General features: G+C 70.0%; 15 protein-coding genes and 1 pseudogene. 7 read left to right on the top strand and 9 right to left on the bottom strand.

The genetic code is table 11. The features are described 5' to 3' along the window. Positions 1-423: 423 nt before the first annotated feature. Complete coding sequence (locus ACIBEF_RS25225; protein WP_396795605.1) at positions 424-1317, top strand: IS5 family transposase; 894 nt, start codon at positions 424-426, stop codon at positions 1315-1317. Between the two features lie 138 nt (positions 1318-1455). Here ACIBEF_RS25225 and ACIBEF_RS25220 read toward each other — a convergent pair whose 3' ends face one another. The 5 genes and pseudogenes from ACIBEF_RS25220 to ACIBEF_RS25200 form a co-directional block, all read right to left on the bottom strand. After that, positions 1456-2118, bottom strand: coding sequence for a hypothetical protein (locus ACIBEF_RS25220; protein WP_396795631.1), 663 nt, complete (start codon positions 2116-2118; stop codon positions 1456-1458). A 40-nt stretch (positions 2119-2158) separates the two neighbouring features. Next, a pseudogene (locus tag ACIBEF_RS25215) lies at positions 2159-2368 on the bottom strand (RHS repeat-associated core domain-containing protein); the annotation flags it as partial. Positions 2369-2550: 182 nt separating this feature from the next. After that, positions 2551-2790: a hypothetical protein gene (locus ACIBEF_RS25210; RefSeq protein WP_396795604.1), complete on the bottom strand. Its 240-nt coding sequence runs from the start codon at positions 2788-2790 to the stop codon at positions 2551-2553. 298 nt (positions 2791-3088) lie between these two features. Continuing rightward, positions 3089-4072, bottom strand: a complete 984-nt coding sequence (locus tag ACIBEF_RS25205) for a DUF3592 domain-containing protein (RefSeq protein ID WP_396795603.1) — start codon at positions 4070-4072, stop codon at positions 3089-3091. Then, positions 4066-5511: a hypothetical protein gene (locus ACIBEF_RS25200; RefSeq protein WP_396795602.1), complete on the bottom strand. Its 1446-nt coding sequence runs from the start codon at positions 5509-5511 to the stop codon at positions 4066-4068. Before ACIBEF_RS25200 ends, ACIBEF_RS25205 begins: the two co-directional genes overlap by 7 nt. Before the next feature lie 261 nt (positions 5512-5772). On the opposite strand from ACIBEF_RS25200, the gene ACIBEF_RS25195 reads away from it, so the two are divergent. After that, positions 5773-6225 carry a hypothetical protein gene (locus ACIBEF_RS25195; protein ID WP_396795601.1) on the top strand — a complete coding sequence of 151 codons (453 nt, stop codon included), beginning with the start codon at positions 5773-5775 and terminating at the stop codon, positions 6223-6225. A gap of 62 nt (positions 6226-6287) precedes the next feature. On the opposite strand, the gene ACIBEF_RS25190 is transcribed toward ACIBEF_RS25195, so the two are convergent. Further along, positions 6288-7136 carry a bacteriorhodopsin gene (locus ACIBEF_RS25190; protein ID WP_396795600.1) on the bottom strand — a complete coding sequence of 283 codons (849 nt, stop codon included), beginning with the start codon at positions 7134-7136 and terminating at the stop codon, positions 6288-6290. Between the two features lie 120 nt (positions 7137-7256). Here ACIBEF_RS25190 and ACIBEF_RS25185 point away from each other — a divergent pair, with 120 nt between their 5' ends. Next, positions 7257-7952 carry a bacteriorhodopsin gene (locus tag ACIBEF_RS25185; protein WP_396795599.1) on the top strand — a complete coding sequence of 232 codons (696 nt, stop codon included), beginning with the start codon at positions 7257-7259 and terminating at the stop codon, positions 7950-7952. Beyond that, positions 7949-9019, top strand: coding sequence for a Brp/Blh family beta-carotene 15,15'-dioxygenase (locus tag ACIBEF_RS25180; RefSeq protein WP_396795598.1), 1071 nt, complete (start codon positions 7949-7951; stop codon positions 9017-9019). The genes ACIBEF_RS25185 and ACIBEF_RS25180 overlap by 4 nt, the downstream gene beginning before the upstream one ends. Here ACIBEF_RS25180 and nhaA read toward each other — a convergent pair. Beyond that, complete coding sequence (nhaA, locus tag ACIBEF_RS25175; protein ID WP_396795597.1) at positions 8983-10311, bottom strand: Na+/H+ antiporter NhaA; 1329 nt, start codon at positions 10309-10311, stop codon at positions 8983-8985. The two genes, ACIBEF_RS25180 and nhaA, sit on opposite strands and share 37 nt — an antisense overlap. 309 nt (positions 10312-10620) lie before the next feature. After that, on the bottom strand, positions 10621-11703 hold the full coding sequence (locus ACIBEF_RS25170) for an AI-2E family transporter (protein ID WP_396795596.1): 1083 nt from the start codon (positions 11701-11703) through the stop codon (positions 10621-10623). A gap of 196 nt (positions 11704-11899) precedes the next feature. Between ACIBEF_RS25170 and ACIBEF_RS25165 the strand changes: the two genes are divergently transcribed. From ACIBEF_RS25165 to ACIBEF_RS25155, 3 genes are read left to right on the top strand one after another with little or no spacing between them, the layout of a single operon-like run. Next, complete coding sequence (locus ACIBEF_RS25165) at positions 11900-12526, top strand: universal stress protein (RefSeq protein ID WP_396795595.1); 627 nt, start codon at positions 11900-11902, stop codon at positions 12524-12526. Beyond that, positions 12526-12651, top strand: a complete 126-nt coding sequence (locus ACIBEF_RS25160; protein WP_396795594.1) for a hypothetical protein — start codon at positions 12526-12528, stop codon at positions 12649-12651. Before ACIBEF_RS25165 ends, ACIBEF_RS25160 begins: the two co-directional genes overlap by 1 nt. An 8-nt stretch (positions 12652-12659) precedes the next feature. After that, positions 12660-12806: a sensory rhodopsin transducer gene (locus ACIBEF_RS25155; RefSeq protein WP_396795593.1), complete on the top strand. Its 147-nt coding sequence runs from the start codon at positions 12660-12662 to the stop codon at positions 12804-12806. A 334-nt stretch (positions 12807-13140) separates the two neighbouring features. Here the strand turns inward: ACIBEF_RS25155 and ACIBEF_RS25150 are convergent, their stop codons facing one another. After that, positions 13141-13872, bottom strand: a complete 732-nt coding sequence (locus ACIBEF_RS25150) for a sulfite exporter TauE/SafE family protein (RefSeq protein ID WP_396795592.1) — start codon at positions 13870-13872, stop codon at positions 13141-13143. Positions 13873-14266 lie beyond the last annotated feature (394 nt).

Here is a 14266-nt window from a genome sequence, read left to right as displayed (position 1 = left end):
TAGCGCTTGTGGTCGCCGCCCTGGCGGTAAGCCGAGTGCTGAACGGCGGCGAGATACCGCCCGCGCCGGTTGTGCTCGGCGTAGTGGTGGCATGCTGCGCCCTGGTCTGGGTCGACCAGTTTGTCCGATGGCTGAGAAACCGTTAACTGCAAGTTGAGGACGCGCTCCGGCTTCGGCAGGGCCGCAGGGATGGTCCCGATCTGCGGCCCTGCCGAAGCTGCACCCAGTGGCGGGCGGCTTGCACCTCAGCCACTGGGTGCGTTCCGGCTGGCATTGCGACCAGAGCGTCTACCGCCCACGGCTAAGGCGTGTTTCAGAAGTCGTGGTGGCCGGTGATGGTCACGGCGTGGCGGTGATCGACAACTGAAGAGGTCTCCGGTATCTGGTTCTGCGACCAAGCAAGAGCTTCATACCGGAGACCTCGTGGCCACCTTAGCGGTGACGAGGCGGCACGACCTCACCGACGCCCAGTGGCAGCGCCTCGCCGCACTGCTGCCTGCCGCGTCGGTGAAGGGCCGTCCGCCGAAGTGGGAGAAACGGCAGCTCATCGACGGGATCAGGTGGCGGATCCGGATCGGGTCGCCCTGGCGTGACGTCCCCGCCGAGTACGGACCCTGGCAGACGCTCTACGGCCTGTTCCGCCGTTGGCAGCGCGATGGAACCTGGGACAAGATCCTGGCCACGTCACAGGCCACCGGCGATGCGCAGGGCCGGATCGGCTGGACGATCAGCGTGGACTCGATGACCAGCCGCGCCCACCAACACGCCGCTGGCGCCCGCAAAGACGGTCACCTGCAGAAAGAGCCACCCGGCGGCGTGCACGACGAACCCGCCGATCACGGCCTCGGACGCTCTCGCGGCGGTCTGACCACCAAGACGCATCTGGCCTGTGAGCAGGGACAGAAAGTCTTATCGATGGTCGTGACCGCCGGGCACCGTGGTGACAGCCCGCAGTTCATCCCGGTCCTGCGCCGGATCAAGGTGACTCGTCTCGGAGTAGGCCGGCCCCGCACCTGCCCCGACCTCGTCCTGGCCGACAAGGCCTACACCAGCCGCGGTAACCGTACTTACCTGCGCAAGCGTGGGATCAAGGCGTGCATCCCGAGCAAGAAAGGCCAGGACGCCCACCGCAAAGCCAAAGGCAGCCGCGGCGGACGCCCACCCAAGTTCGACCGAGACCTCTACCGGATGCGACACGCCGTCGAGAACGGCATCAACAGACTCAAGCGCCACCGCGGCGTGGCCACCCGCTACGACAAGCTGACCGTCCGGTTCCAGGCCATCCTGACCATGACCATCATCTGCGAATGGCTCTGACCGGACTTATGAAACACGCCTTAGTCGCCAGAGGAACCCCAGAGGTAGATTTCGCTGGGGCTGCCGTCAGCGTCATACAAGACCGCTTCGGCTGGGGTGGGCAGTGTCTGCCCACCCCAGCCGGCGTGCCCGGGAATGTCAGGCGGCAGCGTCCCGGTCAGCGGAGCCGTTTCGCCTCGTCACTACATCGCGCAGCGCCCTGAGGAACAACCAGAGTGCGATCAGGAGCACCGGCAGGACGGCCCACGACCGCCAGCTTTTCTCGGCGAGAACGTCGGGCGTGCGAATACCGGCGAGAAGGAGCATCAGGCCGGTGATGAGCAGCCGCACCCACGCGTTGGACTTCTTCACCATGCCCAGTTCCGTCGATATGAGACGCCGCGACACGAGGACCGCGACAGCCCGCGCGTCCGCTGGTTGAGCTTGGTGCACATGCCGTTGTATCCCCTCGCTCCCCAGTCGTGGGGTGCGGTCACGCCAGAATCGGCCTGCCGTCTTGAGATTGTCCCAGTCGCCGCCAATGGTAGCGGTGAAGCCGGACTTCCATGCCTCGCCAAGAACACTCGAGCCGCACTTGCGCCAGTTGCTCCGACATCCCTTCCAGCCGATCCTGGCCGCCCGCTTGCCGACCTTCCAGCCAGCCTTCCCCACGCGGATCCCGTAGCGGCCACCCTTGTAGAAGGAGCCGCCCGGTATGAACCAGGCTGCCAGGGAAATGTGCGCGTGCAGGGCTTCCCGGTAGCTGCCGGACGTACGGCAGGAGGCATTGAGGCATTCCAGGTCCACCTGATGGTCCGGCACCGGCCGTCGAGGTCGAACGAGTTGACCGATCGCCGCACACGTACTCGTAGGCGTTGCAGCTGCCACCGGCCATCGGGTCAGTGCTCAGGAACCGGCCGGTCGACGGAAGGTAGAGCCGGACGCCCATCAGCAGGACGCCGCCAAGCGCGTCCCCTGACCGCTGCTTACCGCCCAGCCAGCCGTAGCGCTGGTCCGCCTGCGCGGAGGCCCGGGGCTGCGGCCGGCCTCCGACGGTGGCTAAACTCGCCACTTGCCAGCGGGCCGGCAGCCGCTGCCGGTTTGGGTAGATCACGATGAGTAGACCGCTGCTGCGCCGCTGGTCGTGGCCCGCGGCTTCCCGACCGGTCGGAGCCAGGCACTGGGATCGACTCGCGTCTCGAACGGCACGGCATGTGCCGGAGGTCAGTCGTAGGTCCTCATGTCAGTTGCAGTTCACCAGTGCAGGCGTTTGGCATCCAAATCAACCCCACGATCAGCGGGACGTTCCCGCTGCGAGCGCCAGCACATCCACGTCACCACCATGGCAACGCCCTGGAGGCCCCACAGGATCAGGTACCAGGGGGAGCCCTCAGCGATGACGAACGCGCGCACCCCTATGGCACCCAAGGCGAAGCAACCCGCCACCCAGGCTATGACGCGCCTGCGCTGTGCCGACAGTCGACGCAGTTTCACGCGCCGACCATACAGCTGGCCGACAGCCGGCCCAAAGGTTGAAGTTCTCGTCCGCAGGCAGTGGAGCCCTGACAGCGCGGAGTGCGGACCCTTCGATCCCCGCAACGTCGGACCGGGCCAGGCCATGACCTGTCGCAGCTGCTCGCCACCCTCACCGCGCAAGGTGCCAGCTAGGGCCGGACGACTAGCCTCTATCTTGTCCGTGCGAAGTGATTCGAGGGCAGCTCGGGCCCAGTTGCCTGGTGCCACCTTCAACCGGACAGCACACGCCGGCGTCGATGTGATCGATGACCAGGGTTCAGGGCTCGGCTCCGGTGAACGCCCAGACGTTGACCAGCAAAGCCGCGCCCGCGACGGCGGCCAACGGGACGGTCGTGCCGCCGCCGATGAACAACACGGCACATATTCCGCCGAAGACTGCTCCTACCAGGGCGAAGACCGCCGCGCGCCACCACCAGGGCCGGGCCCGGGGCAGCAACGCCCCGGCCGGGAGGATGACGAGGTCGTCAAGGGTGTCACGGACGTCGGCTCGTTCCTCCAGCACCACTCGCTTCGGTGGCTGGTGTCGTAGCCGGCCGATGGGCACCAACCGCACCTGGCCGGGCAGTTCGATGACCAGCCGGCGTTTCGACGAGACGTCACCGTGGACCGTGACGGGAATGGTGCCGCTCACCGAGTCCACCGCCGGGTGCCACATGACCCGCTGCCAGCGGTCGGGACCACGGCGTCTGTCCTTCGCGATCGCGATCCAGGTGCTGTTGCCGACCGAGATCGGTGGGCCGTCCGGTCTGTCGCCCGCGAGCACTGACGCCACCATGAGAGAGCTCGACCGGCCTGCGGCACGTCGGAACAGGATGCCGCGTAGCGCCCAGGCCAGCACGACGAGTACGGCCACGAAGCCCGCGATCAGGATCGGAACCAGCAGGTCGTCCTCGGCACTGGTCTCGTCCGGGTCGGCCGGGAAGCCGCGGGGTTCGGGATCAGCCGGGTCGTACGCGACCGGAAACGCCTGGCCCTTCGTGTACCGGTCGATGTCGTAGATCCCGAAGCGCTGCACGTGTTCGCCGCCTGCCTGGTCCACCCATCGGACGCGGATGTCGTCGAGGTCCCCGATGCCATCCTCGACGACGATGCCCTCGACCACCGCAGTGGCTCGTTCCTGCGCGCAGGCGTACCGGTACGCCTGCCAACCGAGGACGGTCCCGAGGACGGCGAACGCGAACATGGCGGCGACGAGCGCCAGCAGCACGACGCGCAGAACCGGCCGTTGTCGATTCAACACACGGCCCCCTCGGTGAAGTGCGGGAGCAGTTCCCTTATCCGGGTCGGGTCACCGCTGGCGATGGCGTGCTCCACCAGTTCCTCGACGTCGAACAGCGCACCGGCGGGGTCGACCAACACGCTTGATGTCCACCGGCTGGCACGTGCCCACCCGGCCCTCAGCAGCGCGCCACCGATCACGCAGTCGAGGTAGCCGACCAGAACGGCGCGTGCGGCAGCGGATCGCAGGGGCCGGGGCAGCCTCCCCGTCTCCCGGTCGAGCGCCCGAGCCAGTTGCATCCAGGTGCCGTCCGCCACCGCATCGGCTGCGGCGGCCATCGCTGTGCGTACCGAATCCTGACCTGTCGCGTGCACGAGACGCGACGCGGCCTCCCGCGTGCTCGCTTCGAAGCGTTCCGGGGCGAGGTCGAGGAGACGGACGGGCCGAGGCTCACCCGGAACATCGTGCGCGGTGACGAGGTCTCGCACGCACCGTCGCTCAAGCGTGTCGGCGTCCCGCAGCGGCACCGGCGAACTCGCGTCCCAGCCGTGGCCGAGGTGCTCGGGTAGCGCGGCGAGACGGACGGCCAGCGGAGGCTCGATCGCGATGGCCATCGGGTCGTCCTCGTCGTCGGCGGCAGCAGCGGCGAGGCGGGGCGCGACGTACGGGTCGGCGAGTGCCGCGTCGAGGGCTTCGTACAGGTCCTCTGGGTAGTCTCCGTCCTCGCCTAGCACCTCCGTCCAGGTGTCGCCGAGCACGTGAAAGGCCGCGTCGACGGTGCCAACCTTGGTGAGGGCACCGCGTACACCAGGCGTGCCGGCAACCGCGGCGGCGTCGGCATCCGCAGCCAAGGCCAGCGGCCAGATGTGAGTCCGGCTCCCCCGCAGCAACCGCTCAGCCAGGGCGGCCGGTGCCCTGAAGCGCTTCTCAAGGCTGTCCACCAGGGATCCTCGCGCCCGACGCAGCAGTTGGGTCCGCCGGCCCCCGGCATGCTGTTCGTCGGCGAACTCGCGCGCCATGACGGCGGCGAGCTCGGCAGCGGCGAGCCGGCGCACCAGCGGCAGACCCAGGAAGAGGGTGAAGGTGCGGAACCCGGACGTCCTGGTGGGCAGGACAGCGACCTCCGGCTCGGCCACAATCCGCACGAGCAGCGGAAAGCGGAAGCCGAGGCCCTCGGCAACCTGCCGCACCAGAGTGGTCAGCTCAGGCTCCTCGGCCGGACGCACGGCGTGACCGGTGAGTCGTGGCCGGTGCGTCACCAGGGGGATCGCCGTGAACGCGAGTACGGGGAGCACGATCCACGCGAACGGCACCCAGGCGCGGAGGGCCACCACAGCGGTGAGCACCGCTGTGCCGATGAGGAGGGCGGCCGGATGCGCGAGGGCGGTCATGGCTGCGATGAGCACCCACTCACGCAGGGCAGACGGGCCAGCGGTGGTCGGGCTCGCGGCTGTTCCCATCTCGCCCCCTGCTTTCATGAGGCGTCGAGAATACGCGGTCTGCCGCCATCGGTGGAAGATCGCTGAGGGGCGCTCTCATCGCCTTCCAAGGCGAACTGGAGGCGGCGTTTTCTGCGCGGACCGAGGTCACCCGCCAAGCCGGCCTCGTTTGTCTGGCCGACCAGCTCAGCGGAGGCCGACGCAGGATGGCGGGGCCCCGGTAAGCACTCGGGCGGTCATGGTGAGGGCCTCGGCGCGGGTGCTCGCCCGTCCGTCCGTCGCATGCCTGCCCGGAGCAGCCGCCTCGATGTGGTGGCGCAGCGCCGCGATCTCCGTCCGCACTGCCGCGATGTCCGCACTCGTCGCCGTGGTCGGCTGGTCGGAGGCTGCGGAGACGCGCTCGCCCGCGGCGCGGGCCTCGACGACCCGGTCGAGATCACCTCACCGGCGCAGGGCGCAACGACGTGGAGCGTCGTGCAGGTCGACAACTCCTGGCCGGTCCGCAGGGACGCCGTCGCCGTCGACACGGCCACCGCCAGTGTCACCGCCCGCGGCGACTTCGCCTCCCGGCCGCTGCTGGCACAGGTGAACGCCTCGGCATTCAGGCCCACATGGGAGTTTTTCGGGCCGGCCGACCAGATCCTGCTCGCCGCCCTGGCCCTCGGCCTGCTATGCGTCACTATCTGGGGCTACCGGATGTGGTGGCAGCGCCCCCTCCCCCATGCCTGCCGGTGAGCCGGCGGCGAGATCGTGCCGTAACGGCGCACCCGTTCGGCGCTGTGGGCGTCGGACGTGGTTCACCGTGGCCGACGAGACCCTCCACCGGACGTGGCGGAGGTCAGTCCGCCGCGCGGCTGCGCCACATCATCGTCGATCGCAGGCTGGAAGTTCTCTGCGACGCTGACCTTCCGGGCGATCACCCCGAGCAGCACCCCGTAGATCACCTTCGAGGTGATATCGGCCAGCGTGTAGGTGATCTGCCGGGCCACCACCCCGTCGGCGGAATCCCACATCGCCGGCATGAGGTACGCCCCGGGATAGAGCATCCAGGAGACGAGGAGCAGCCACCACACGGACTTCGCCAGGCCCCGGGCGGCGCTGGGCAGCCGGCGCAGGCTGCCGAAGATCAGACGGGCGACCAGAACGAGCAGGAACAGGAAGAACACCGTGCTGACCAAACCCCAGATCCAGAACGGCCAGGACCGGTCCGACTCGTAGAACTGGCCCGCATAGCCCGTGTAGATCATGGCCAGGCCGGCGGCGACAAACAGCACCCAGGTGCGGTGGAAGCGCCGGCCGGTGACACCCAGCACCACCAGCAGCTGGATCAGCAGCACGGGCACGTCGATGGACCAGTTCATGTACCGGTAGCCGTTGGAGAACAGGGTGTCGGTGTTGACGAACGCACTCCCGTTCCAGGTGAACGCCTGAGACCAGCGCTGCGACAACACCCAGAGTTCGAGGAATGCGGAGACCATGACCACTGCGGAGAGTACCGAGGCGAGCCGGTACCGCGGGGCGATATTCGACATGGTGGCCAGGAAGTAGACCAGGCCGGCCGCCATGACGGCGTACCCGAGGGTCAGCACATGCGACACCAACGTGTACTGGATGACGTTGTAGCTGAACTCGTTCTCGAAGTTCATCCCGCCGGCCCGCCCTTCTGATCCCCGGGAGAGACCCCGAAAATCCCTAAAAAGATCCTAAGGTTGTGAAAACCGACTTTTCTGTTTTCGGGAAACCCGGCGAATCACGAAGGAGTTGCCGTGGAGTTCTGGCTGTGGTTCTACGTCGCCGCCATGGCGGCCGGCGTCGTACTCTTCGGCTTCTGGCGGGCCAACCCCAAAGGCATCCCGCCAATCGAGTACGCGATCGCTGTGGCCATCCCGCTCTGGTCGGGATTCTGGTACCTCGTCATGGCGCTCGGCGGCGGTCGGGCCGACGTCGGCGACCAGACGACATTCTGGGCCCGCTACGCCGACTGGGTGATCACCACCCCGCTGCTGCTGGTAGCCCTCTCGCTCACCGCGATGCAAGCGTTACCCAACAAGCGTTGGGGACTGGTTCGCGCGCTCGTCGCCGCCGACATCCTCATGATCACCATGGGTTTCCTGGCCGACGTCATGGAGAACCGCGCCGCGCGATACAGCCTCTACGCCGTCGGCGTGGTGGCGCTACTGGTGGTCTTCGGGCTGATCTGGGGACCACTGCGCGCCACGGCAGCCCGTCAACCTGCCCCCATGTCACGGACCTTCACCCAGGTGGCGCTCCTGCTCAGCGTGCTGTGGGTCGGCTATCCGCTGATCTGGATCCTCGGGCCGTCCGGGCTCGAACTGTTCGGGAACACCACCGACACAGCCCTGTTCGTGATCCTGCCGATCCTGTCCAAGGTCGGGTGGAGTGCAGTCGACCTGGGCCTGCTACGGCGTCTGTCAGACCGCCGCCTGCTGACCGTCGCGTGACCTCATCCCGTCGGGAGGTCGGCCGAGCGCTTGACCGTCGGCGTGGCACCTGGCGTCCGCCCGACACCTGGCTACTGCGCCGATTCGGCCTGGCCGGCCCCATCGTACTGACCGGTCTCGCCTGTCTGAGCCTGCTGAGTCGCGATACGGCGGCGGATGCCGGGACTCTCCCGCTGCTCATCGGCCTGCTGATCGGCCTGCCGCACGGCGCCGTCGATCACCTCGTGCCGGCCTGGCAATGCGCCACGGTCCGGCCGCTGCGGGCCACCATCGGGCTGCTGCTGGCGTACGCCGGCGCGGCCGCCGCCACGGTTGCGTTGTTTCTCTGGATGCCGGTGCCCGTCCTGGCCGGATTCCTGATCCTCACGGTGCTGCACTTCGGCGCCGGCGACGTTGCCTACCGGGCCGAGCGGGATGGGCAGCCACCGGCCGGTTCCGTGCTCGCCGTCCTCGCATACGGCGGCCCTCCGGTGGTGCTGCCCGCCGCGCTCTGGCCCGGGACGGTCGATCCTTTGCTGGACGCGGTCGCCCCGGGCGCTTCGGCCGCGTTCACCCCCGCCGGGCGGATGGTGGCGTTGTCCGCCGTGCTCCTGGCGGCCGTGGTGACCGGCCTGCGCGAGCTGGCCGCTCACCGTGGCGACGAGGTGGCCGCACTCGGGGTCCTGGTCGCCGCCTTCGCGCTGGTGCCGCCGCCGCTGGCGTTCGGCGCGTACTTCGCAGCCTGGCACTCCGCTCGGCACGTCGCCCGACTGCTGCACGCCGACCCGGGCAACCAGCACCATCTGGCGGCGGGGCGCCTCGATGAGCCGCTGCGCAGGTTCGCCCGACAGGCGGCGTTGCCCACCGTCGGCGCCTGCGCCGGCCTGCTCGCGCTGCTCTACGGCAGCGGCGCAACGTCCACCGCCAGCGCAACGACCGCAGGCCCGTTCGCAGCCGACTCGCTGCAGGTGATCTTCGCGGTGCTCGCCGGGCTCACCGTGCCGCACGCGGCAGTGGTCGCCCGGCTCGACAGACGGACGGCCGCGCGGCCTCAGTGTCCAGCCGCGTGGCCGGGCCGCGGCTCGTAGATGTCCGGCACACCGTCCTGGTCCCGGTCGATCGTCTCCACCTCACGCACCCGCCGGTAAACCCGAGTGCGGGCGCGCAGGATGACCGTCGCGAGCAACGCGGAGAGCAGCGAACCGGCGAGCACCGCCACCTTCACGTGGTCGTCACGCTCGCTGCCCAGGCCGTAGGCCAGCTCGCCGATGAGCAGGGAGACGGTGAACCCGATCCCGCCGAGCAACGCCAGACCCAGCACGTCGAGCCAGTTCAGGCCGTCGTCCAGGTCGGCCCGGGTGAACCGCGACACCAGCCAGGTGGCGGCCATGATCCCGACCGGTTTGCCGACGATCAGGCCGACCACGATGCCGAGCGCCACCCGGTCGGTGAACGCGGCGACCAGGCCAGCCAGACCGCCGACGGTCACCCCGGCGGCGAAGAACGCGAACACCGGCACCGCGACCCCGGCCGAGAGCGGACGAATCCGGTGCTCGAAGTGCTCGGCCAGGCCAGGGCCGGCGTCGGGACCGCCGGCTGCGGCGCTGCGGACCACCGGGACGGTGAACGCGAGCAGCACCCCGGCCACGGTGGCGTGCACCCCGGACTCGTGCATCAGCACCCAGGTCACCGCCGCCAGCGGGAGCAACAGCCACCAGGACCGCACCCGGCGCTGCACCAGCAGACCGAAGACCGCCAACGGCACCAGCGCCCCCACCAGCGGCCCGACCGCCAGGTCCGAGGTGTAGAAGACGGCGATGATGACGATGGCCAGCAGGTCGTCGACGACGGCCAGAGTGAGCAGGAAGGTGCGCAACGCCGAGGGCAGGAGCCGGCCCACCACAGCGAGCACCGCGAGGGCGAAGGCGATGTCAGTGGCGGTCGGGATTGCCCAGCCCCGCGCAGCACCGTCCCCGGCGCCCGCGGCGATCAGCACGAACAGCAGGGCGGGAACCACGACCCCGCCGACCGCGGCCGCCACCGGCACCGCCGCGCGCCGGGGATCGCGCAGGTCACCGGCGACGAACTCGCGCTTGAGTTCCAGCCCGGCGACGAAGAAGAAGATCGCCAGCAGGCCGTCGGCGGCCCACGTGGCGAGACTCAGATCCAGGTGCAGCGCGGCCGGCCCGACCCGCAGGTCTCGCAGCGACTGGTAGCCCTCCGCCCACGGGGAGTTCGACCAGAGCAGCGCCAGCACCGCCCCCACGAACAGCAGTGCGCCGCCCACGGTCTCCTTACGCAGGATGCCGGAGATGCGGCTGGTCTCACCCCACGAGCGGCGGGCGAACAGGCTGGTGTTCCGCCGGTCGGCGTCGGTCACGGACAACTCCTCGTCGGCAGGGTACGGGCCATCGCCTCGCCGACCAGACTTCCCGGCACACCCACGACCCACCCTATCCGCCGCACCGGACGCATCGATCGTCGACAAGCGGGTCGGGTGCGGCCCACCACCAACCACCAATACCCGGCTGCAGCCCACCAAACCGCCCGGCAGGCCTCGTCGCCGGGCACGCCGATGCCATCCTGGCCGAGCAGGGCGGGTACGGGGCCGTCGAGGCCCGGGATCCGGCGACTCTCCGGAATGAAGTCGGGTCGGCACTCGGCACGTCAGGCTCACGCCAAGGACATGCTATGGCTGGTCCGATGGTGGATCCTCGCTCGGTGCCGGCTCGGCGCCCTCGCGCTGCTCGGCCCGGTTCCGCAACAGGACGGAACCGGCCCGGTGCACAACGGCCAGGATCGGCACCGCGATGACGGCACCGGCGATGCCGGCGGTCAGTGTGCCAGCGGTCACCGCAAGAAGCACGGGAGCGGGGTGCAGTTTCAGGGCTCGGCCGACGATCAGTGGCTCCAGCAGGTTGCCTTCGAGCTGTTGCACGGCGATGACCGCGGCGAGCACGAGCAGGGCGTCGGTCGGTCCGTTGGTGACGAGGGCAACGAGGGCGGCGGCGGCACCCGCGACCGTGGCGCCGACGATCGGCACGAAACCGCCGAGGAAGGTCAGCAGCGCCAGCGGGAGGACCAGCGGCACACCGATCACCAGCAGGGCGACACCGATGCCGATGGCGTCGACCGCCGCCACGACCGCCTGGCCGCCGATGTAGCGGCTGACGGCCCACCAGCTGGCGCGCCCGGCCTCGTCGACCGGACCGCGCAGCCGGTCGGGAAACAGCCGCAACAGCCAGCCCCACATCCGGGAGCCGTCCTTGAGGAAGAAGAAGAGCAGGACGAGGGCCAGCAGTATCGCGCCGACCGTCTCCAGGGTGGCGGTCGCGGTCGCGGCGGGTTCGACGTCCGCGGAGGCGTCGCTCAGCCGTTGCTGGAGCACGTCGATGGCGGAGTCAAGTTGTTCCTCGCCCACCGGAAGCGGACCGTCGACGATCGTCTGTTGGACCTCGTCCAGACCACTGGACAGCGTCTCGCCGAGGTCGTCGAACTGATTGGCGACCTGGTTCGCCACCAGGAGACCGGCGAGAGTGAGCACGCCCAGCAGGCTGAACACGCCACCAAGGGCGGCCAACGCAGCCGGTACCCGGAGCCGGCGCAGCAGCCGGCTGACCGGGTTGAGCAGCGCGGCGAGCAGCAGCGCGACGATCACGGCCAGGGACAGCGGAGCGACGGCCAGCAGGAGCCGCCCGATCAGGTAGGCGGTGGCGGCCACCGCCAACAGGCACACCCCGTACAGGGCCGTGACGCGCAGCAGCCACGGCACGGCTTCCCACGGTCTGCGCTGAGCCGGTTTCCGGTAGCCAACGGTCTCCTGCCCGGATCAGTAGCCGAGGCCGCACCGTCGCCGCGCGGGTCCGCGCCCGCAGTAACCACCCCGCCTGCGGCGCCGGTTACCCCGCAGCAGGCTGGGTAGTCACCGGCATGGTTCCGTCACCGCGAAGCGCTACCCGGAGCCGACGATGACTGCCTGGTGGTGGGTGCTCCTGGTCGTCGTGGTGTGGCTGACCGTCGGCCTACTCACCGCCGCCTGGTTCGTTATTCGGGCCGGTCATCGCCACCGGCTGTGGTACGTCGTCGGTGGGCTACTTGGCCCGCTGTTCATCCCGATCGCCATCGAACGGGGACGCGCCAACGCGACAGTGGTCGATGTGGCGAACCGCCCCCCGACCGGGCAGGGCACGGGCCTGCGAGTGGCGGTCGGCGTGGACGGGTCACCCGAGTCCGACCGGGCCCTGCGCGCGATCGCCCGGGCCCTCGGCGGCACCGTCAGTGAACTGGTGCTGGTCACGGTGACGAACCCGGACCGGGTCGGGTTGGATGTCGGAGCCGAGCAGCGGGCCGCCCGCCGCATGCTCGACGAGCGTGCCGAGGCTCTGCCCGGCGAGTTGCCGCCGCCGACCACCGAGGTCGTACGCGGGCATCCGGTGGACGCGCTGCTGGCTGCCGCCGAGGCGCACGACGTCGATCTGCTGGTAGTCGGCCGCCACGGCCACGGGATGCAGAACCGGCTGCTCGGCAGCGTGGCCGAGGAGCTGTCCCGCCGTTCCCCCCGCGCCCTGCTCCTCGGCAGCCCGCGCAGTCGGTGATGCTGCCTCGCGTACTGGAGGCTCGTCGCCTCGTCGGGCGTCGCCGCTTCGTCTCCGAGCTGACGCACCACCGCGACAAGACCGGGCCCGTGGTGCAGCAGGGACTGGCTGACGGGGCCGAGTAACAGGACGCGTGACACCGCAGCGCACCGGCATCGGCGCCCGGGGCTGGGCCGTCCCGGGCGGGCGCGTCCCGCTCCCGAGCACCGGCCCAGAGCCTCAGTTCACCCGCTCCGACCAGCTCTTCGTGCTCAACCCCACGACCAGCAGACCGAAGTGATCCCGGGATCTTCTACAGGACGACGAACCGGCCGGCCCCTACCGACTGGTCGTCGGCGCCCGACGGCCTCGCCCGCCTGTGACGCGGGAACGGTAGCGCTCGAACTGATCACGTCTACCGGATCGGCGGCTCGCCAGGCTGCGCCGAAGGCCGTGGACGCCCTCGCTGTTCGACGGCCAGTGGGTGCGGCTGACCGGTGAGGGCCGCCAAGGCGGTGGCGACGGCGTGCAGGTCAGGCGTGATGTAGGTGGTGGTGGCGGGTTCACGGCGGTCGGTGTGCCCCTCGCAGGCGCGGGCATTGGGCGGATCACGCGACTGGCGTTTGTGTGGTCGGTCAGAAGCCGAGGAGGAACAGGACGCCGGCGGCGACGAGACCGGCCTCGACCAGGGTGACGAACAGCCGGTCGCTGATGCGTCCGACGACCTTCTTGCCGGCCCACGCGCCGAGCAGGGTCGCCGGGGTCAGCGCGGCGCCGTAGAGCAGGACGGTGCGGGTGAGGAGGTTCCCGGCGCCGTAGGCGGCGATCTTGGAGGTGTGCATGACGAGGGCGCTGGCGGCTTCGGTGCCGATGTACGCGGCGCGGGTCAGTCCGTAGGCGAGGAAGAACGGCGCGGTCAGCGGTCCGACGGATCCGAGCAGCGCCGATCCGAGCCCGGATGCCGCACCGACCCCGGCGAAGGTTCGGTCGGCGGGGCGCCGGGGGTGGGGGTTGATGCGGCGCCAGAGGACCACGGCAATGAGGAACCCGCCGAGGAGCCGCTTGAGTGGTCCGAGTGGCGCGTGGGCCAGCAGCAGTCCGCCGGCGACGGCGCAGGGCACGGCTCCGAGGGCGAACCAGCCCACCAGGGGCCAGTTCAGGTCCCGCCGGTTGAACCACACCCGGGCGCCGTTGCTGGCCAGTTGGGTGAGGGTCAGCATCGGCACCGCGGCCCGCAGCCCGAACAGGGCGGTGAACACGGGCAGCAGCAGGACCCCGCCGCCGAACCCGGCCACGGCCGACAGCCACGCCAGCGCGAACGCCGCCGCCGACGCCGCGGCGAGCGTGCCGAGGAGGTCACCGTTCACACAGGCTCCACACGGGTGGGGGTTGGTGCGCCTGCCCCCGGACAACAGGCCGGGAGAGAGAGATCACGGGGCCCACTGCGGAGGCGCTCCCTTCGTCTCGGGCTGGTGCAGGTGCCACGCCGGCGGCGGCAGCCGAGCGGTACGGCGCGACGGTACGCCAGGGTGCCACGGCTTGGCGGGCGGCGGGATTCGGACGGTGCGCGGTGGGTTGCGGTAGCGTCGGGTCGTACGGCTGCGGGTTGGCCGTTCTCGGCGGTGGGGCCCGCCGTCCCGGCCTGAGGGTCGGGAGAACCGCGGTCGACCGCCAACGGTCCCTACCAGTGGACGCCTGTGCTGGTAGGAGTGACTGTGCCTGAGGTGATGGATCCGCTGCCGGTTCGTGGGCTGGCCGCCT

The sequence above is a fragment of the Micromonospora sp. NPDC050795 genome, assembly GCF_044456785.1.
Lineage (GTDB): Bacteria > Actinomycetota > Actinomycetes > Mycobacteriales > Micromonosporaceae > Micromonospora.
This window is presented reverse-complemented; position numbering and strand designations above follow the sequence as displayed.